Origin of the sequence: Streptosporangium sp. NPDC001681 (assembly GCF_040298085.1) — a bacterium.
In the GTDB taxonomy this organism is placed as follows: Bacteria; Actinomycetota; Actinomycetes; order Streptosporangiales; family Streptosporangiaceae; genus Streptosporangium.
Window position 1 is genome coordinate 1 of record NZ_JBEOZN010000166.1, and the last position, 19,271, is coordinate 19,271.

The 19,271-nt window shown below is 71.1% G+C and carries 19 protein-coding genes; 7 read left to right on the forward strand and 12 right to left on the reverse strand.

The genetic code is table 11. From position 1 onward, the window contains the following. Window positions 1-71: 71 nt before the first annotated feature. Window positions 72-551, reverse strand: coding sequence for a DUF1003 domain-containing protein (locus ABT130_RS42355; protein WP_350921812.1), 480 nt, complete (start codon window positions 549-551; stop codon window positions 72-74). Next, entirely contained in the window at window positions 544-1,773 is a 1,230-nt protein-coding gene (locus tag ABT130_RS42360; RefSeq protein ID WP_350921814.1) for a magnesium transporter MgtE N-terminal domain-containing protein, read from the reverse strand. The genes ABT130_RS42355 and ABT130_RS42360 overlap by 8 nt, the downstream gene beginning before the upstream one ends. Window positions 1,774-1,912: 139 nt before the next feature. Between ABT130_RS42360 and ABT130_RS42365 the strand changes: the two genes are divergently transcribed. Further along, on the forward strand, window positions 1,913-2,857 hold the full coding sequence (locus tag ABT130_RS42365) for an EamA family transporter (RefSeq protein WP_350965441.1): 945 nt from the start codon (window positions 1,913-1,915) through the stop codon (window positions 2,855-2,857). Here ABT130_RS42365 and ABT130_RS42370 read toward each other — a convergent pair. Together ABT130_RS42370 and ABT130_RS42375 are read right to left on the reverse strand one after the other, a co-directional pair. Beyond that, the gene (locus ABT130_RS42370; protein ID WP_350921819.1) at window positions 2,832-3,197 is read right to left on the reverse strand and encodes a hypothetical protein; all 366 of its coding nucleotides are present in this window, start codon (window positions 3,195-3,197) and stop codon (window positions 2,832-2,834) included. The two genes, ABT130_RS42365 and ABT130_RS42370, sit on opposite strands and share 26 nt — an antisense overlap. Before the next feature lie 60 nt (window positions 3,198-3,257). Next, complete coding sequence (locus ABT130_RS42375) at window positions 3,258-3,833, reverse strand: biotin transporter BioY (RefSeq protein ID WP_350921821.1); 576 nt, start codon at window positions 3,831-3,833, stop codon at window positions 3,258-3,260. Window positions 3,834-3,992: 159 nt separating this feature from the next. Here ABT130_RS42375 and ABT130_RS42380 point away from each other — a divergent pair, with 159 nt between their 5' ends. Both ABT130_RS42380 and ABT130_RS42385 read left to right on the forward strand, forming a co-directional pair. Next, a complete protein-coding gene (locus tag ABT130_RS42380; RefSeq protein WP_350921824.1) occupies window positions 3,993-4,934 on the forward strand; it encodes an HpcH/HpaI aldolase/citrate lyase family protein in 942 nt (313 codons plus the stop codon). 448 nt (window positions 4,935-5,382) lie between these two features. Continuing rightward, the gene (locus ABT130_RS42385; protein WP_350965443.1) at window positions 5,383-8,529 is read left to right on the forward strand and encodes a WD40/YVTN/BNR-like repeat-containing protein; all 3,147 of its coding nucleotides are present in this window, start codon (window positions 5,383-5,385) and stop codon (window positions 8,527-8,529) included. 17 nt (window positions 8,530-8,546) lie between these two features. Here the strand turns inward: ABT130_RS42385 and ABT130_RS42390 are convergent, their stop codons facing one another. Beyond that, window positions 8,547-8,945, reverse strand: coding sequence for an NUDIX hydrolase (locus ABT130_RS42390; RefSeq protein WP_350965445.1), 399 nt, complete (start codon window positions 8,943-8,945; stop codon window positions 8,547-8,549). A gap of 74 nt (window positions 8,946-9,019) precedes the next feature. Here ABT130_RS42390 and ABT130_RS42395 point away from each other — a divergent pair, with 74 nt between their 5' ends. The 3 genes from ABT130_RS42395 (at window position 9,020) to ABT130_RS42405 (ending at window position 11,366) form a co-directional block, all read left to right on the forward strand. Continuing rightward, on the forward strand, window positions 9,020-9,661 hold the full coding sequence (locus tag ABT130_RS42395; RefSeq protein ID WP_350965447.1) for a DUF6758 family protein: 642 nt from the start codon (window positions 9,020-9,022) through the stop codon (window positions 9,659-9,661). Window positions 9,662-9,737: 76 nt separating this feature from the next. Further along, window positions 9,738-10,451 (forward strand): MBL fold metallo-hydrolase, encoded by a 714-nt coding sequence (locus ABT130_RS42400; protein ID WP_350921833.1) that lies wholly within the window; start codon window positions 9,738-9,740, stop codon window positions 10,449-10,451. 6 nt (window positions 10,452-10,457) lie between these two features. Next, entirely contained in the window at window positions 10,458-11,366 is a 909-nt protein-coding gene (locus ABT130_RS42405; protein ID WP_350965449.1) for a RecB family exonuclease, read from the forward strand. A 15-nt stretch (window positions 11,367-11,381) separates the two neighbouring features. Here ABT130_RS42405 and ABT130_RS42410 read toward each other — a convergent pair whose 3' ends face one another. The 3 genes from ABT130_RS42410 to ABT130_RS42420 all read right to left on the reverse strand — a co-directional run bounded on the left by ABT130_RS42410 (window position 11,382) and on the right by ABT130_RS42420 (window position 15,442). Then, a complete protein-coding gene (locus ABT130_RS42410; protein WP_350921838.1) occupies window positions 11,382-12,299 on the reverse strand; it encodes an oxygenase MpaB family protein in 918 nt (305 codons plus the stop codon). 69 nt (window positions 12,300-12,368) lie between these two features. After that, window positions 12,369-13,241: an alpha/beta fold hydrolase gene (locus tag ABT130_RS42415; RefSeq protein ID WP_350965451.1), complete on the reverse strand. Its 873-nt coding sequence runs from the start codon at window positions 13,239-13,241 to the stop codon at window positions 12,369-12,371. 365 nt (window positions 13,242-13,606) lie between these two features. Further along, entirely contained in the window at window positions 13,607-15,442 is a 1,836-nt protein-coding gene (locus ABT130_RS42420; protein ID WP_350965453.1) for a DEAD/DEAH box helicase, read from the reverse strand. A 369-nt stretch (window positions 15,443-15,811) separates the two neighbouring features. On the opposite strand from ABT130_RS42420, the gene ABT130_RS42425 reads away from it, so the two are divergent. Beyond that, window positions 15,812-16,450, forward strand: a complete 639-nt coding sequence (locus ABT130_RS42425) for a ferritin-like fold-containing protein (RefSeq protein ID WP_350965455.1) — start codon at window positions 15,812-15,814, stop codon at window positions 16,448-16,450. 577 nt (window positions 16,451-17,027) lie between these two features. On the opposite strand, the gene ABT130_RS42430 is transcribed toward ABT130_RS42425, so the two are convergent. From ABT130_RS42430 to ABT130_RS42445, 4 genes are all read right to left on the reverse strand, one after another. Next, entirely contained in the window at window positions 17,028-17,258 is a 231-nt protein-coding gene (locus tag ABT130_RS42430) for a DUF3107 domain-containing protein (RefSeq protein ID WP_350921847.1), read from the reverse strand. 109 nt (window positions 17,259-17,367) lie between these two features. After that, window positions 17,368-17,997, reverse strand: a complete 630-nt coding sequence (locus ABT130_RS42435) for a TetR/AcrR family transcriptional regulator (protein WP_030910552.1) — start codon at window positions 17,995-17,997, stop codon at window positions 17,368-17,370. A gap of 60 nt (window positions 17,998-18,057) precedes the next feature. Continuing rightward, a complete protein-coding gene (locus tag ABT130_RS42440; protein ID WP_350921850.1) occupies window positions 18,058-18,360 on the reverse strand; it encodes a hypothetical protein in 303 nt (100 codons plus the stop codon). Between the two features lie 603 nt (window positions 18,361-18,963). Beyond that, window positions 18,964-19,271 (reverse strand): hypothetical protein (locus ABT130_RS42445; RefSeq protein ID WP_350965457.1); only part of this gene is annotated, 308 nt, incomplete at its 5' end.

A 19,271-nucleotide genomic window follows, 5' to 3' on the forward strand; every position in this document is an offset into this window, starting at 1 on the left:
CCACCTTTCTCCCCCCCCGGTTGGGGGGGGGGGGGGCCCGCCCGGCCCCCCCCCCCCCCCCGACCCGCCTTTCACGCCTCCGTGGACGTTCGCGGCTCCTGGAGATCCTCCTGGAGGCGCTGCAGTTCCGAGCGGATGTAGTCGCGGGTGGCCACCTCGCCGACCGCCATGCGCAGGGCGGCGACCTCCCGGGTGAGGTACTCCAGATCGGCCTGGTTCCGCTCCGCGGCCCTGCGGTCGTGCTCGTTCTGGACCCGGTCACGGTCGGCCTGCCGGTTCTGGGCGAGCAGGATCAGCGGCGCCGCGTACGAGGCCTGCAGGGACAGGATCAGCGTCAGGAAGATGAACGGGTAGGGGTCGAACCGCAGCGGCGGGGGGCCGAAGGCATTCCACAGGCCCCAGACGGTGACGAAGACCGTCATGTAGACCAGGAACCTCGCGGTGCCGAGGAAGCGGGCGATCTGTTCGGAGAGCCGCCCGAACGCCTCGGGGTCGTAGTGCGGACGGAGCCGCAGGCCGGGCTGTCTGGGCTGGTCGAGGCGGTCAGCCATGCCTGTCCTCCTGCTCGCGCCAGTCCTCGGGCAGCAGGTGGTCGAGCACGTCGTCCACCGTGACGGCCCCGACCAGGCGCCCGGCCTCGTTCACCACGGGAGCCGCCACCAGGTTGTAGGTGGCCAGGTAGAAGGTCACCTGGTTCAGGGTGAACTCCGGCCTGATCGGGTCGAGGGAGGTGTCCAGAATGCTGCCGAGCAGTGTGGACGGCGGCTCGCGCAGCAGCCGCTGGAAGTGGGCCAGGCCGAGGAAGCGGCCGGTGGGCGTCTCGATGGGCGGCCTGGCCACGTAGACCTGCGCGGCCACCGCGGGAGTGAGTTCGCGCTGGCGGATGTTGGCCAGCGCCTCGGCGACCGTCGCGTTCGGCGGCAGGACCACCGGCTCGCTCGTCATCATCCCGCCCGCGGTGTTCTCCGGGTAGATCAGCAGCCGCCTGATCGGCGCGGCCTCCTCGGGCGCCATCAGCGCCATCAGCGCCTCGGCCTGCTCGGCGGGGAGGTCCTGCAGCAGGTCGGCCGCGTCGTCGGGGTCCATCTCCTCCAGCACGTCCGCGGCCCGGTCGGGGGAGAGCCTGCTCAGAATGCTGATCTGATCCCGTTCGGGGAGCTCCTCCAGCACGTCGGCGAGCCGTACGTCGTCAAGGGCCGCCGCCACCTCGACCCGCCGCTTGTCCGGCAACTCGTGCAGTGCCCCCGCCAGGTCGGCGGCGCGCATCGACTCGAAGGCGACCAGCAGGTTGGCGGCGCCCTGGTCCTTCTGGACGGCGCCGAAGCCGTGCACCTCGGCCCAGTCGACGACTCTGGTCGCGCCGCGCCGGCGCAGCCCCATGCCGGGCGTGCTCGGGACCACCGCCACCTTGGTGACCAGCCACTCGGCGCGCCTGGTCCGCTCCATGGCCAGGTCCAGGACCGTCATCCGCTCGCCGTCGACCTCCACACCGAGGTCGAGCAGTTCGGCGACGGCCAGGGTCTCGGTCGCCCGCTGCTCGAACCTGCGCATGTTGAGCTGGCCGCTGAAGACCACGGAACCCGTCTGGGCGGACCGGATCCGGGTGATCGGCAGGAAGACCCGGCGCCGGGGCTGCACCTCGACGACCAGCCCGTGCACATGCGGCGGCGCGCTGCCGGCGATGGCCACCACCACATCACGGACCCGGCCGATCTGGTCCCCGGCGGGGTCGAAGACCGGGGTACCGGCGAGACGCGCGATGAAGATCCTCACATTTGAAGCGTAGGCCGCGTCTCGGGCCTACCCGCTGCTGCCACGCTCCCCGGCTCACATGCCGGAATCGATTTGCTGGCCGGTATCCCGACATGACAGCATCAAAGGCGCACAACGGTAATTACGGGAATGGTGTTTCATGAGACGTGCAGGACTGCTGATCGCACTCGCGTCGGCCCTGTGTTTCGCCTTCTCGGGTTCCATGGCCAAATACGTGGGCGCGGCCGGGCTGGCCCCGCTGGAGGCGGTCTGGGTACGGATGGCGGGTGCCGGGCTGCTGCTCGTCGCCGTCCTCGCGCTCGCCAAGCCCTCGGCCCTGCGCATCCCCCGCTCAAGGCTGCCGTTCCTCGGGGTGTACGCGGTGGTCGCGGTCGCCGGGGTGCAGGGGCTCTTCTTCCTGGCGCTGACCCGGCTGCCGGTCGGCGTCACCCTGCTGATCGAGTACACCTCGCCGGTGCTGGTGGTGCTCTGGGTACGGTTCGTCCGGCGGGTACGGCTGCCCCGGGTGGCCTTCGCCGGTGCCGCCGTCGCGGTGGTCGGGCTCGCCGTCGTGGTGGAGATCTGGGCGGGACTCGCCCTCGACCCGCTGGGCCTGCTCATCGCCTTCGCGGCGACGGCGTGCTGCGCCGGATACTTCCTGCTCAACGACAGCTTCGGCGACGAGATCGATCCGCTCGGGCTGGTCGCCTGGGGGCTGTTCGGCGCCGCCGTGGCGCTCATCCCGATCTCTCGTCCCTGGGACATTCCCTGGGCGGCGCTCGGCACGGTGGTCACCCCGCCGGGTGGCTACCCGCTGCCGACTGCCGTGGCGCTGGTCTTCCTGATCGTGGTCGCCACGGTCATCGCCTACATCTTCGGCGTTCTCGCCATCCGCCGCCTGTCGGCCGCCGTCGGTTCCACCGTCGCCTCGCTGGAGGTCATCGCCGGGGCGGTGGTCGCCTGGATCCTGCTGGGCGAGGCGCTCGGACCCTTCCAGGTCGCGGGTGGCGTGATCGTCCTGATCGGCGCCTACCTGGCCCAGCGGGCCACCGCCATGCTGCCCGCCCCCGTCTCGGAGGTCAGGGAACCGGCTCGGGTGGGGTGAGCCGTATCACCTGGGAGCCGGTTGCCCAGCGCTCCACCAGCCTCGCGCCGTCGGGGGCGTTGAGCCGTTCCTTGGCGAGCGCGGCCACCGCGTCGGCGGCCTGCGTCTGGTCCATCACCTCCACGCGGGCGTCGAAGGCCACCAGGCGCCCGCCGTTGTCCTTGCTGCGCAGCGTCACCCGGACCTCATCGGCCTCGGCCAGCCCCGGCAGCGGTTGCTCGCCCCCGCCGGTGACCAAGTAGATCGCACCGTCGTACCAGGTGTGCCAGGCCAGCCGGGGCCGGTCCAGCGACAGCCACAGGACGCTCGACTTCTTGGCGCCCTCCTCGATCACACCCATGAGACGAATGTACGGCCTGTTCCTCCCCTTGGGGTGGTACAGGCCGTACGCGCCGTGAGGTCAGCGCCGGGAGAGCTTCCAGGCGGCCGGGAGCAGCCCGGCCGCGATGGCGATCTTGAGGGCGTCGCCGAGCAGGAAGGGCAGCACGCCCACCGCGAGGCCGGTGGCGAGGTCGGTCTGGGCGACGGCGATGAGGACCGGCAGGCCGAAGGCGTAGATGACCAGGTTGCCCAGGATCATCGTGCCGACGGTGCGCGGGACGGTGCGGTCGCCGCCGCGCTCGGCGAGCTTGCCGACCACGGCCGCGGCGGCGATGAAGCCGATGACGTACCCGAAGGACGCGCCGCCGAAGCCGGAGGTGCCGCCGGCGAACCACGGCACGCCCGCGAGACCGGCCAGCAGGTAGAGCGCCATGCTCAGCGCCGCGCGGTTCATGCCGAGGGCCGCGCCGACCAGCACGACCGCGAAGGTCTGGCCGGTGACCGGGACGGGCGAGCCGGGCAGCGGGAGGCTGAGCTGCGCCGCCAGGCCCGTCAGGGCGGCGCCGCCGACCACCAGCGCGACGTCGCGGGTACGGGAGCCCGGGATGAGGTCGGACAGTACGGCGGGCCTGGTCACCGAGGAAGCGTTTGCCATGGTGCGTGTCTCCTTTGCAGGTTCTTGACGCTCATTCTTGTGAGATCTCCGGCAAAAGCCCTGCGAGATCGCCGCCAAGAACAGGGGGAGGTCTTTGTTCGGACGCCATAGCGCCGCCCGGCCGCCGGTCTGCTTTCCCGCGGGCGCTAGCGTGTGCCCATGCGTTCTCGGCGTTCATGTCTCGCGGTGCCCGGCAGCAACCCCCGATTCCTGGAGAAGGCCCAGGGGCTCCCGGCCGACGAGGTCTTCCTCGATCTGGAGGACTCCGTCGCGCCCCTCGCCAAGGAGGGGGCGCGCAAGAACATCGTGGCGGCGTTGCGCGAGGGCGACTGGTCGGGCAGGACGAGGGTCGTCAGGGTCAACGACCTCGGCACCCAGTGGACCTACCGCGACGTCATCGAGGTCGTGGAGGGCGCGGGGGAGTTCGTCGACTGCCTGATGCTGCCCAAGGTGGAGGACGCGGCCCAGGTGATGTGGCTCGACACGCTGCTCACCCAGATCGAGAAGGCGAACGGCCTCACCGTCGGCAGGATCGGCATCGAGGCCCAGATCGAGAGCGCCAAGGGCCTGGTGAACGTGGACGCCATCGGCGGCGCGTCCCGGCGCCTGGAGACGCTCGTCTTCGGCCCGGCCGACTTCATGGCCTCGATCAACATGCGGACCCTGGTGGTCGGTGAGCAGCCGCCCGGCTACACCGAGGGCGACGCCTACCACTACATCCTGATGCGCATCCTGATGGCCGCCCGGACGCACGGCCTGCAGGCCATCGACGGCCCCTACCTGGCGATCAAGGACCTGGACGGCTTCCGCCGGGTGGCGGGCCGGGCCGCGGCGCTGGGGCTCGACGGGAAGTGGGTGCTCCACCCGACCCAGATCGAGGCCGCGAACGAGGTGTTCTCGCCGTCGCAGGAGGACTACGACCACGCCGAGCTGATCCTCGACGCGTACGAGTACTACACGACGGTCGAGAGGCGCGGCGCGGTCATGCTCGGCGACGAGATGATCGACGAGGCGTCCAGAAAGATGGCGCTGGTGGTGGTGGCGAAGGGCAGGGCCGCCGGTCTCGCACGAACCACGGCCTTCACACCGCCCACGGCCTGACACCGCGGGGGTCACATGTCGGCGGCCACATGTCGGCGGTTGACATGAGGTGAGCCGGGGGTTTCACGGGTCTCGTCGGGCTGGTGTGTTTCAGGATTTTTATAGACAAATCATGATAATCCGGGCGCCCGGCTGATAAATCTGACTAGAGAGGTCTCGTCATCGCGGCCGGGACGTGTTGCTCTTGACTGTGTACGGCAGAGGTGCGGCCGGTCAGCCGCAGGAGGTGATCGTTTCCGGAGAACGGGGTAGTAGTAGGGTCGCGTGCGATTTGCCGCATCCGTAGGGGTTGCGGCCTACCGTTACGGAGACGACTGGAACGGTCCGGGGTGCTGACTCCGGGCTGAAACGGGCTTCCTGCGAGGAGGTGCTGAGCGTGGCCTCGGGCCCCCACGACCCGCGCTCGCGAGAGTGGCCGGCGGATGACGGCGGCGTTCACGACGATGCCATGCGTGCAGGTGGATCCCAGGAGCCACACGCATCCCCGCCGACGATCCAGCACTCCCCGCCGGGTCCCTCCAGCGACGACGCGCGCGGGCTCTCCATGGCCTCCCCGTGGATGCTCCCGCCGTTCGCGGCGCCGACCCCGGACGACGGCGAACCGCCCCGGGCCCGCCCGGAAGGACTCGGCGGCGAGCGGCGCCGTCCGTACGCCCAGCCCTACGCCCCCACCCCTCAGCCCGCCGGGCAGTCGTCCCCGGCGGAACCCCCCACCCCCGACCACCCCGCCACCGATCACCTCGCCGAGGAGCCCGTGGAGGAACGGGGTACGGGGCAGGGCCGCCACGCCGTACCGGAGCGAGGGCGTCCGCGCCTGGTGGACCGCCCTGACCTCCTGGTCGCCTCGGGGCCGACGCCCGAGCGCAGGGGCAGGAGGAGGGCGGACCGGCCCGATCTCCTGGTCGCCTCGGGGCCGGCCCGCGAGCGGGGCAAGGACGGGCGGACAGCGCCCCCGCAGCCCCCACAGCCCCCGCCTCCCGCGCCCGAGGACCGGATCAGAATGGGACCGAGCATTCCGGCGACGCCGGAACCGGCGCCCACTCCGGAACCCGGCTCGACACCCGGGCCGACCCCCGAATCGGAGCCGGGGCCCGAGACTGAGGGGCCCGGCACGCCCGTCGAGGACGATTTCGAGCCCGTACGCCGGGTGGGGCGCCCGCCCGGTGGCAGACCCGCCAGGCCCGACCTGCTCGTCGCGGAGGGCCCGCCCGGCAGGCGGGGCCCCAACGGCGGGCGGCATCACCGCTCGGCCGCCGCGCCCTCCGCGGTACGCCGGTCCAGCCCGACCAGGCGCAGGCGTGGCAGGGGCCTGGTGATCCCGTTCCTGATGGTCATGGTCCTCACCGTGGCGGTCGGTGGCGGCCTGGCCCTGTGGGGCTGGGTGAGCAGCCCGTTCGCCACCGGTCTCCGGCTGGTCGGCGACGAGGTGGGCTCGGGCGACGAGAACTTCGTGCCGCGGGCCGGTGTCGGCGGCAACGGCTCCAACCAGGTTCTCAACGCGGTGGCCTCGGTGGGCTCCGTCATGGTCGCGGTCGGCAGCGACACCACCAGCCCGGTACCCAGACCGCTGTTCCTGGTCTCTCCCGACGGCGGCACGACCTGGCAGCTGGGCAGGATGGTCGGCCCGGTGGGGTACGAGACGGGGCCGACCACGGTGGGCCGGGTGGCGGGCGGTGACGGTCGCTGGCTGGCGGCGGGCAACGACCCTCTCGGCTCGGGGCACGGCCTGTGGACCAGCTCCGACGGCTACAGCTGGACCGCCGTCGACCCCGCTGAGCTGGACGCCTTCGCGCGCGGGGACAAGATCATGGACCTGGCCAGGACCGACTCGGGCTTCGTCGCGGTCGGCGCGGCCGTGCTGGACGACGGCACCACCGGGGCCGTCGCCTGGGTCTCTCCCGACGGGCGCGCCTGGAAACGGGTGGCGACCCGGGAGATCGGCATGCCGGACAAGGTGCGGGGCATCAAGGCGGTCGTCGCCAGGGGGAACGCCGTGGTCGCGCTGGCGGACCCGGCCCAGGGGCAGTCCACCTCGGTCATCCTGCGTTCGGCCGACGGAGGCGGGAGCTGGCAGCGGACCGGTACCGCGCTCAACGACGTCATCCCCGAACCGGGCGCGCTGGCCGTGGCCGGCGGGGGGTTCGTCCTCGTACCGACCCAGCAGCGCAGCGACAAGGGCGAGGTCCGCGTCTACTGCTCGCCCGAGGGCGCCGACTGGAAGGCCTGCGGGACCATCACCGGCCTGGGGTCCGACGGTTCCGGCGTCAGGCGGCTGGCCTCTTCCGCGGCGGGGGTGGCCGCGGTCGTCGAATCCGGCTTCGAGCGCTACACGGTCCACACCAGCTCCGACGGCCGGGACTGGAGCAAGACCACAGACCTCGGCGAGGTACCGGGCTCGCTGCGGGCGCTCGCCCTGTCCGACACCGGCACCCTCGTCGTCGGCGGCGACGAGCGTGCCGCCGACGTGGACAACAGGGTGGTGCTCATCACCGCGCCCAAGGGCGGAGAACCGAGGCCGGTCTCCCTTGGGGGTATCGAGGGCCTGGCCAGAGCCGCCCGCGAGACGGCCAGGGTGGCCGCGGGCGACGGCAAATTCGTCGCGGTGGGCGCCGTCTCAGGCGATGCCGGGATCTGGACCAGCACGAACGGCGAAAGCTGGAAGGCGGGCGGCCCGGCGCAGCTCCTCGGCGGCCCGAGGCGGCAGGCGCTCGCCGACGTCGCGCACGGCAGGCGGGGCTGGCTGGCCGCGGGCAGCACGATGACCGACGCCTCCTCCACCGAGCCGCTGCTGCTCACCTCCTCCGACGGTGAGAACTGGCGCAGGGTTCCGGTGCTGGGCCCCCTCGCCCCGGCGGGCGACCACGACTTCCTCGCTCCGCACGCGGTGGCGGCGGGCCCTTCCGGTTACGTCATGGCGGGCGAGGACCGCGGCCCCGCCGCCACCGTGCCCGTCCTGTGGTTCTCCGCCGACCTCAAGCGCTACTCCAGGGCGGCCAGGCTTCCCGCGGGCGGTACGGGCGTGCGGCTGCACGACGTCTCGGCGACCTCGTCCGGATACGTGGCCGTCGGCGGCTCCGGCACCGCCGAGCGCGAGACCGGCGTGGTCTGGGTGTCGGCCGACGGGGTCAACTGGAGCGCGCGCAAGCCGGTCCTGCCCCCGGGGGCGACGTCGGCGGGGCTGCGGCACGTGGTCCTGTACGGCGGGGACATCGTCGCGGCCGGCACGGCCAGGACGGAGGACGGCCAGAAGGCCTTCGGCGCGGTGTCCGCGGACAACGGGACGAGCTGGGAGTTCTCCTGGCTCCCCGGGGACACCGCGTCCGCCGTGCAGGATCTCGCCGCGACGCCGGAGGGCGTGGTGGCCGTGGGCTGGTACGGGGTTCCAGGCGAGGGCGACAGCGCGGCCTGGACCTCGGAGGACGGGCTGAACTGGCAGCTCCACACCCCCAGCCAGGGCAGGCTGGACGGCGACGGAGCCCAGTGGCTCGGCGCGGTGGCGGTCCTGGGCGGCCAGGTCGTGGCCCTGGGCCGCTCCACCACCTACAGCGCGGACCACCTCACCCTGTGGCGCTCCAAGCTCACCTCGACACGGTGAGGTGGACCTCGCGCCGCTCACTCCCGCGCGATGACCGCCCACTCGACCAGCGCGTCCAGCAGGCCGGGGGTGAGCGGGAGCCGCTGTAGCTCCGCGCGGGTGACCCAGCGGACGTCCGCGGCGTCGTCCCCGGCGGAGAGCGTGCCGCCGGAGACCTCGGCCAGGTAGTCGCGGATCTCGTAGCGGGCACCGCCGGGGCCTGGGCGGTCGACGGTCCCCGCCAGGCGCCCGGGGACGACGGTCAGGCCGGTCTCCTCCAGAACCTCTCTGATGACCGCCTCGGGGTCGGACTCGCCCGGCTCGACCCGGCCGCCGGGGATGGACCACAACCCCATCCCGGGTGGCCTGCCGCGACGGACCAGAAGCATCCGCCCCGAGCCGTCGAGGATGATCGCCCCCACACAATTTACGCGCACGTGAACAACATTACGGCGTGATAACGACCAGGCCTCTTGACGGATGGGCCGTCGAAGAAGCAGCGTGGGTAGGCGTGAAAGCCGCCCCTACATGCCCACGCTGTTTCGGCCCGCTACGTCCGCCGAGTGCTTGGTCAAGCTCCTGGAGATGCGGTCCCCACGGTGATGTGCTGCCGTTTCAGCCACCCATACCTCCCTCCGCCGCCGCGGTGGAGGCCATCACCCGTATCTCCCGCGTCCCCGTCTGGGTCCCGTGGCCGCTGCCCACGGGGTGGCTGGTCACCGGGTTCGCCCACGTGGGTGACGAGCGCAGCGGCGTACGGGCCACGGTGGTCGCGGTCTCCGGACCTTCGCTGACCTACGGGCCCGCCGATCTGCTGCTCATCGCCGAGGAGCCCGGGGTCGGGCTCGGCGCGGCGTTCGCCGGGTTGGAGAGCACCGATCCCGGCACCGGCTTCGACCAGGGCCCGCCGCACGCCAAGATCGAGGTCAAGGGCCATCCGGCCGCCCTGTGGTGCGTCACCGCCGCCTGTGACCGGGCCGTCTACGTGGGCGAGGCACTGGGGAACTGGCTCTGGGCGGTCGTGTGGCCCGCCGAGGCCGGCTACCTGATGACCCTGGCCGAGCTGTCCCTGCGCGATCTGCGCGACCACGACCAGACTCTCGACCTGCCCTTCGGGGCGTTCTCCCCGCGCCTGGAGGCCCCGGCCCCCTGACCGCCCGCCCGGCATTCGAACCTTTGACCGTTCCGTCCGGACCGGAGGGTGGGGAGAGGCAGTAAAGTTCGGAAGCGTGACAGCGCGTATCGAGCGAGTGGTGACCGAGGGCGTCGTTGATGTCGACGGCGTCGAGCACAAGGTCGAGAACAACACGTGGATCCTGGGTGACGACGAGGATGTCATCGTCATCGACCCCGCGCGCGACGCGGAGGCGATCCTGGAGAAGGTCGGCGAGCGGGAGGTGCTGGCGATCATCTGCACCCACGGCCTGCCCGACCACGTGGGCGCGGCCATCGAGGTCGCGGCCAGAGACGAGGCGGTGATCGCCCTCCACCCCAAGGACAGGCCGCTGTGGCGACTGACCTGGCCGGACACCTGGCCGGACATCGACATGGAGGACGAGGGCCTGTTCGAGGTCGGCGGTGTCCAGTTGGAGGTCATGTCCACCCCGGGCATCTCCCACGGTGGCGTCTCGCTTTACTGCGAGGCCCTGGAGGCGGTCTTCACCGGCAAGACCCTCCAGGCCGACGGCCCCGGCAGGGTCGGCGGTGAGTATCCCGCCCTGGCCGACCAGCTGACCGCCATCGGCGGACGGCTGTTCACCCTGCCCCACGCCACCCGGGTGCTGCCCGCGCACGGCGAGGAGAGCACGATCGGCGACTTGGAGCCTCAGTTCGACGCCTGGCTCTCCGGCTCGCTGACCCGAGGGGCGCAGGAGCAGGAGGAGGGACCGCTGACCGACGGCACGCGCGCGGCGGGGATCCGGCTGAACCTCCGGGACGAATAGCCCTCGATGGACCAGCTTCCCCTGGAGGGCATGCCGCGGCGGCTGTATGCCTGCACGCCGTCGCGGCTGAACAGCTGGCTGGACTGCCCCCGGCGCTACCGGTTCACCTACCTGGATCGGCCCGCGCCGCAGAAGGGCCCGCCGTGGGCGCACAACAGCGTGGGCGTCAGCGTGCACAACGCCCTGGCCGCCTGGTGGCGCGAGCCGTACGAGCGGCGTACGCCCGAGGTCGCCGTCACCCTGCTCACCAGGGGATGGATCAGCGAGGGGTTCCGCGACGCGGAGCAGTCGGCCGCCTGGCGTGACCGGGCCGGGGAGATGGTCCGCGGGTACGTGGCGGGCCTCGACCCCGCCGCGGAGCCGGTCGGTGTCGAGCGCACCGTCGCCACGCGCACCTCCGTCGTGGCCCTCTCCGGCCGGGTGGACCGGCTCGACCGGCGCGGCGAGGAGCTGGTCGTGGTCGACTACAAGACCGGCCGGCGTCCGCTGACCACCGACGACGCCCGTTCCTCGCTCGCGCTGGCGGTCTACGCCATCGCCTCCTCGGCGATGATGCACCGCCCCTGCCACCGGGTCGAGCTCCATCACCTGCCGACCGCCTCCGTCGTGGAGTGGGAGCACACCGACGAGTCGCTGGCCCGGCACCTTGGCCGAGCCGAGGAGATCGCCGTCGAGGCATCCGAGGCCGACGAGCGTTACCGGGCATGGTCGGCCACCCGCCCCGGCAGGACCGGCTCGGCCGCGTCACGGACCAGGGGCATCGGCCGGACCCCGCCCCCGGTGCCGCCCGAGGTCGAGGCCTCCTTCCCGCCCCGTACGGGCCCGCTGTGCTCGTGGTGCGACTTTCGCCGCCACTGCCCCGAGGGCCAGGCCGCGAGCGGCGACCGCGAGCCGTGGGACGCCCTCGCGGACTGACCGCGCGGCGCGTCGTCAGGCGGTGCGGGGCAGCCGGTCCGGCCAGCGGCGCGGGTCGGTCAGCCCCCTGAGCCCCTTGCTCAGGTCGTAACCCGCGGCGCCGAGCCGCTCGCGGGAGGCCCCGAGCATTTCGCGGGTGCCGGGGGTGAACGCCCGGTCGTGGACGTGTTCGGGAAGCGAGTTCATGGTCAGCCGGAACGCCCTCAGCGCCGCTGTCACCATGCTGGGCGGCACCTCGGGCAGCACGCCGTACATCTGTCTGGCCCAGTCGGGCAGAGAGTAGTAGCAGAGCGCGCCGAAGGGGAAGTAGGCGGGTTTGCCGGGGGTGAGGGCACGCAGCTCGGCGGGCAGTCGCGGCCAGAGCAGGAAGCGCACGGTGGAGGCGGCCTCGGGGGTGACCCTCAGCGCCGGGCGGACCGAGGCGAGGTAGCCCTCCAGCTCCGCCAGGGAGCCGGGCACGTCCTCGGCGTGCAGGCCGACGTAGGTGGCGCTGCGGCGCTGCTCGGCCAGGTAGCGGTCGGCCTGGCGGTCGCTGAGCCCCAGGCCCGCCCGGCGTGCCACGGTCAGGTAGGAGGAGACCTCCGCGCAGTGCACCCAGAGCAGCAGCTCCGGGTCGTCCACCCGGTGGGTACGGCCGGTGTCGGGGTCGTTGATGCGGAGCCGCCGGTGGATTCCCCGGACGCGACGGCCGATCTCGTCGGCCTCCGCGGGGCTGCCGAAGGTGACCCTGCCCACGAAGTCCGCCGTGCGGCGGAGCCTCCCGAACGGGTCCTGCTGGAAGTTGGAGTTCTGCCAGACGCCACGCATAGCGAGGGGATGCAGGGCCTGGAGCATGAGGCCGCGGACCCCGCCGACCCACATGGAGCGGTCGATGTGCACCAGCCAGGTCGCGGTGTGCGGAGGCTGGACGACGATGTCTTCGATGCTCGCCATAGTAAGTAAATCATTACATGGCATTCGACGACGCGTCCAACAGGGGGCGCGTTAGCGGGAAACCCCAGGTCAGCTTCTTGACCGGCCCTCCGCGGCGTTCCAGAAACGGATGAGCGCGGCGGCCGTGGTCTCCGGGGCCTCCACCGCGGGGGAGTGGGCCGCGCCGGGGACCACCACGCAGTCGGCGTCCAGCCGGCGGGCCATCTCCGACTGCATGTGCGGCGGCCAGCCGTCGTCGTGCTCGCCGTACAGGACCAGGGTGGCGACGTCGACCTGGGTGAGTTCGTCGCACCGGTCAGGCGCGGAGAGCACCTCCTCGGTCATCGTGTACATGCCGGTGGGCGAGTTGGCGAACAGTCGCTTGCGCAGGAAGGCGATGATCTCGTCGGAGACCCCGGCGGACAGGGCCTCGGGCTCCATCCGGTTGTGCCACAGGTGCTCCAGCCCGAGGTCGGGCAGTTCCGAGATCATGATGCGGCCCGCGTGCTCGCGGGGCCCGACGATCGCGGCGGGTCCGGAGCTCATGAGCGTGTAGGACCCGAACCGGGTACGGCCGTCGATGACCGCCTCCCGGGTGACCAGGCCGCCGAAGGAGTGGCCGACCAGGTGGATCGGGCCTCCGTGGCCGATCACCTGGGCCAGGACGTCGACGTCGTTGCCGAGCGCGGCGCAGGTGTAGGCGCTTCTGTCGTCGGGGCCGTTCGACTCGAACTGGCCTCGCATGTCGATCGCGATGACCTGGCGGCCCGACTGGGCGAGCGTCTGCAGCACCGCGATGAAGTCTTCCTTGCTCCCCGTCAGACCGGGGACCAGCAGGGCCGGCCAGCGCTCAGGGATGCCGCTGACGGGCAGGGCCTCCAGGGCGGCGAAGGTGCCCACCGCCGTCTCGATCTGGCGAGAACGGACGCCAGGAGGCATGGTCAGAAAACGCGGCGTACTCACGTAGCCCCACGATACCTCTCTTTTGACGTCCTCCCCCGGCTCGAAAGCCGGGGATTCCAGCACCCGACCTGCGGGTCGGGTCTGCCGGTTCGCGGTTCACCGGCCCGGACGATCCCGAAGCCTCCCCGCGCGGACACGGCACGTCCTGCCGCGTTCGGAGAAACAAGATTCGCTTGGCTGTCGCGGAACATTCCAACCCTATCGAGCCGCACCCGCGCGACGAGAGAGAACCGAGAGGTGCCTCCTCGCCGCGCCGGCGGACGGAGCATCCGCCCTGGCAGTCCGGTGAAAGCACTCCGTGCGTCCGGGAGCGCGAAAAGGGGCGCCACCGTTATGGTCGCACCCCCTTTTCAAGACCTGCACCGCTAGTTCGGGCGACGAACTCCTCGTTGCTGGCCGCGCATCTGCGGACGGCGGCGGCTCTGCACGCGCTCGGAGGCCGCCGAGGGGGCGATCTCGTCGTCGTCCGACGCCAGGTCCGGAGACTTGAAGATCACCGCGAACGGGCTCGGCGGAATGATCTTCTCGGGCTGCGGCCGGGGCCTGGAGACCTCCGCCGCGGGCTCGTCGTCCCAGTGTTCGGCCACGTCGTCCTCCACGCCTGCGGTGAACTCCGCCACCGGCTCCTCGTTCCACGCGGGGGTCTCGGCCACCTGCTCGCGCCTGGCACGGCGCTGCCTGCGGACCGGCTCGTCCGTCGCGGAATCGGGATGAGCCGAAGCCCCGGACTCCCCGACGAGGCTCACCTCGGGGTTCAGCCCGGCCCTGCGGGCACGGCCCCGGCGGGGCGCGGCCTCGGCGGCGTACTGGTCGTCACGGCTGTCCTTGCGGGGTGCCACGTCCGTCTCCACCTCAGCGATCTCGACGACAGGGGACTCAGCGGGCTGGACCTCCTCGGCCGTGACCGGCGCGGAGATCTCCTCACTGGTACGGCCGCCGCGAGTGCGACGGCGCTCGCGGGACGTGCGTGCCGGACGCTCACGACGCTCCTCACGATCGTCCTCACGCCCCTTGCGGGGAGAGCGGGAGCGGATTCGCCCGGTCTCGCCGAGATCCTCGACCTCCTCGGCGGCCAGGCCCGCCCGGGACCGGTTGGCGCGCGGCAGCACGCCCTTGGTGCCCTCGGGGATGCCCAGATCGCTGAAGACGTGCGGGGAGGTCGAATAGGTCTCGACCGGCTCGGGGAAGGGGAGCGAGAGCGCGTTGTTGATGACCTTCCAGCGAGTGAGGTCCTCCCACTCGACGAAGGTCACCGCGACGCCCGTCTTGCCGGCCCGGCCGGTGCGACCGATCCGGTGTACGTACGCCTTCTCGTCCTGCGGGCAGTCGTAGTTGACGACGTGGGTGACGTCGTCGACGTCGATGCCGCGCGCCGCGACGTCCGTCGCGACCAGCACGTCGATCTTGCCGTTGCGGAAGGCGCGCAGGGCCTGCTCGCGCTGGCCCTGGCCGAGGTCGCCGTGGACGGCCGCGGCGGCGAAGCCGCGCTCCTTGAGCTGCTCGACGACCATGTCGCAGGCGCGCTTGGTCTCGCAGAAGATCATTGTGAGCCCGCGGCCCTCGCACTGCAGCAGGCGGCCGACGATCTCGATCTTGTCCATCCGGTGCGTGCGCCAGACGAACTGGGTCGTCTGCGGGGTCGCCTCGGCCTCGGCGTCGTTGTTCTCGGCCCGCACGTGGGTGGGGCGGGTGAGGTAACGCCTGGACAGGGCGACGATCTCGCCCGGCAGGGTCGCGGAGAACAGCATCGTCTGCCGCTCCGCCGGGATGAGCTTGATGATGCGCTCGATGTCGGGCAGGAAGCCCAGGTCGAGCATCCGGTCGGCCTCGTCGAGGACGAGCGTCCCGATCTGGCTCAGGTCGAGGTGCTTCTGCTTGACCAGGTCGAGCAGGCGGCCCGGAGTGCCGACGATGACGTCGACGCCCTGCTTGAGCGCCTCGATCTGGGGTTCGTAGGCGCGCCCGCCGTACACGGTGAGGATCCGCGAGCCGAGCTTGCCGGCCGCCGTCACGAGGTCCTCGGTGACCTGAACGGCGAGCTCGCGGGTCGGTACCACGACCAGCCCGCGGGGCTTCTTGCGGTTCTTCCTCGGCTTGCCGACACGCTGCAGCATCGCCACGCCGAAGGCGTAGGTCTTGCCGGTGCCGGTGCGCGCCTGGCCGATGATGTCCTGGCCGTTGAGGGCCAGGGGGAGTGCCATTTCCTGGATCGGGAACGGCGCGATGATGCCCTCGGTCTCAAGGGCATCGGCGATCTCTGGGGTGACTCCGAGGTCTCGGAACGTCGTCAGCTTGGCCTGCCTAAATCTCCGTTGAAGGCAGGACTGCCGGGACCACGGGCAGAAAACGTGTTCCCCGTGCCGGGTCCTCGCGGAAGGTCCAGCCTTCTCATGTCATCAGCGACCGCTGCGGCGTCACGCCGACTTTTGGGGGCGTCCGAGAGTGGATATCCCGGATTAACACGGTGCGGTCGCACTTTCACAGAGCAGTGTACTCGATACCACAACGGAGAACCGATTTCTTCGTATTCCCGGTGAATCGCGAGGTCGATCAGATCGTAGGCTGCCTCCATGAGCGATTCCCCTCCCGGTGTCTCCGACCTGCTCGGTGTTCTCGCCTACGCCGAGCTGACGGCGTTCCTCAGGCTCGCCGAGGACGCCACGCGGTATGCCCCCTCGCTGACCGACCGGGCGGCTCTCGGCGGCCTCGCGGCGGCCGAGTACGCGCACTTCGAGCTGCTCCGCGACCGGCTGGCCGACCTCGGGGTGGATCCCGAGGAGGCGATGGCGCCCTTCGTGGGGCCACTGGACGACTGGCATGCCCAGACGGCCCCGGGAGACTGGCTGGAGGCTCTGGTGAAGGCGTATGTGGGCACGGGGATCGCACTCGACTTCTACCGCGAGGCGGCCATCGGTGTGGACGACCGGACGCGGAACCTCGTGGAGGAGGTTCTCGCCGACGAGGGACGGTCGCAGTTCGCCGTCGAGAGGGTCGGCGCGGCGCTCCAGAAGGACCCCAAGCAGGCGGGGCGGCTGGCGCTGTGGGCCAGGCGGCTGGTCGGGGAGGCACTGAGCCAGGGACAGCACGTGGCCGCGGCCAGACCGGAGCTCGCGGCGCTGCTGGTGGACGCGGCGGGGGAGGACATCGGCCGGATGTTCGCCCGGCTGACCGAGAAGCACGGCAACCGGATGGCCGCTCTGGGGTTGTGAACCGCCGGCTCCGAGTCTCCGGTATGGGGACCGGATGGCCGTCCGGGGCGTGTCACCGGCTGTGCGGCCGGTTTTCCGGATCCCGGCTCCCGCTACGGGGCCGGATGGCCGTCCGGGGGCGTGTCCTCCGCCCCCGGACCGGCCGCTGGATCGACCCAGGCTCTGTTCGCCGGGGGCGGAGCAGGGGAACCGGTCCCGCGGATCAAGGCGCGTGGGGCGCCGAACAGCGGTAGCGTGCGAGACATGAGGGCCTCGCGCCGCTATGGCAGTTCCTTGACGAGATGTGGGCCGAACCGCTGGACCTCGCGTCCCGTGTTACGCAGAGGAGGCGCGGGGTGTCCGGCCGTCGGCCGGGGCCGGGAGCATCTCCGCCGGGTCAGACGTCCGCGCTGCTGCGGTTTCGGCGAGCGGGACGAGTGCTCGGGCACATGGGGGAACGAGCGGTTCTGAGCCGGGCTGTCCGGCGCTCTCGCACTCTCCGTAAGGGATGGGTCACCCGACGCCGGTGCTCACGCCAGATCCGCGGACCGCGCCGTGCCGGCGGGGGACGACGATCTGGCGCGAGCCTCGGAATCCGTCAGAGCGTGCCGCCGAAGCCGACGGGACGCAGCGCCTCCCCGCCGATCTCGATGAAGCCGAGTGATGCGATCGGGACGATGACCTTCCGTCCACTGACGTCGGTAAGGGTGAAGACACCGGCGCTGGACGCGAGGGCGGCGCTGATCTCGCTCTCGACCTGGTCGGCCGTGAGGTCGGTCTCCACTACGAGTTCACGGTGCACGGAACGTACGCCGATCTTGATTTCCATCCTGCTCCCTTTCGATGAGGGTTGCTCGTCCCATGGTCACCCCATCGAAGGTCCGACGCGCCGGTTGATCGCGCCAAGCGAACAGAAGTCCCGTGGCCACGGGACGTTCTCAGTGATCGGCGACGGTACGGGGGAAACCGGAGATGCCGCGCCACGACAGACGCGCGATGAGCTGGGTGGCCGCGTCCTTGGGGATGGAGCCGTTGCTGCTGATCCAGTAACGCGCGCTGACCTCGGCCATGCCGACCAGCCCGACACCCAGCAGGCGTGCCTCGTCGCTGGAGCAGCCGGTGTCCTCCTGGATGACCTGGCTGATCATCTCGGCGCTCTCCCGGAGGTTGCGCTCCATGCGCTGGCGGACCGGGGCGGCGTTGCGCAGGTCCGACTCGAACACCAGTCGGAAGGCCTCACCCTGGCTGGAGACGAAGTCGAAGAACGCGCCGATCGCGGCCTGGACACGCTGCTTGTTGTCCGTGGTGGAGGCGAGGGCGTCGCGGCAGCGGGTGATCAGGTCGTCCACATGCAGGTCGAGCAGGGCCAGATAGAGATCCTGCTTGCCTGGGAAGTGCTGGTAGAGGACCGGCTTGCTGACCCCGGCCCGCTCGGCGATCTCGTCCATCGCGGCCGCGTGGTAGCCGTTCTCCACGAAGACCTCCTGCGCCGCGCTGAGCAGCTGGCGGCGGCGGGCTGTCCGGGGCAGCCGGGTGCCCCGGGGCTTGGCGTCCGGGGTAGCGGTCACGTGGTCTCCTCGGGTGAAACTCCTGGCGTCTGGGGCCATCCTACGCGCGGGTAACAGGGGTCAGCGATAATCGTCCTCATCGAGCTCGATCGTGCGTCGCTGCTCGAAGGTGTCGGCGGGATCGGCCTCCATGGGAACGGTATCGGGCCACTCCTCGTTCTCCTCGCGCGCGGTCCGATTCTGCTCGGCGGCGTCCGCGGGGTCGACCTCCGCCTCCGCGGCGAGGTCGGCGGACGAGCCGGAGCCGCCCTCGCGTGCCGACCGGCGCTGCTCGGCGGCGTCGGCCTCAGGTGTCTCGATCGAGATCTCCTCGGACAGATCGTCGATCGTTTTCCCATGCTCTCTGTCGCCGCGCGCGTTCATGTCTGACATCCCCTGTCGTCATCCGGACTTCGGCACGTTTCCTGTCCTGACCCGGTTCCTGCAAACGTCGGACATCGCCCAGCGTACGACCTCGGATGCCGCGCGCTGAGAAAGACGCGGCATCGGATTGCCCATGGCGGTACCTGCCGCATTGGTGGTGCTTTACGGTTGTCCGGCGAAGTTTTGGAACATGTGTGCGAAATATGGCTGGAGATGTTGGATCCGGCGGGCCGCGTAGGCGTCGAGGTGGCCGAGGCGAGGCGGGTACCGCTCGGTTGACATCCGAGAAAGAGGGGGAGAGCGGTGCGGGCCGGATATCAACAGCGGGGGCCCGCGGTTCGAAAACCGCGGACCCCCGCCTGCAATTCGTGAGAAATGATAACTCGCACTGTATTGAGAGTCAGGGGCTCGGGGATTTCTCCTCAAGTCCCCGTATTCGAGGTCCGGTCGCTGCCTCTCGGTGAGAAGCGGTGATCGTGGCGAATATGGGGTCCTGTCTCTCCGTTACGGTTCCGGAGCCGCTCACAATCGCGGGTCCGGCCGCGTGGTTTCGGCCTCTGGCCGTGCCACGCCCCGATCGGGTGCGTGACCCTGGTCAGGTGACTAGGAGACCGGAGGGGCGCCAAGGCCGTTGTTGCCGCCGTTGTTACCGCCGTTGTTGCCGCCGTCGTCGTCGCGGCGCTCACGGCGGCGCTCCTCGCGAATGGGCTCGAAGCGGTCCTGGCGGTTGTCGTTCCTGAGGTGGTTGCGGTTGTTGTTGTGGTTGTTGATGATCAGCCTGAAGCGGTGACGGCTGAAACGGCGGTGGCAGCCGCCACCGCAGCCGCCGCCCCAGGTCGGGAAGGCGGCGCCGGTGATCGTGGTGGTCATCGCGCTGGCGCTGGTGACGGTGGTCGCTGCGCCCATGCCGA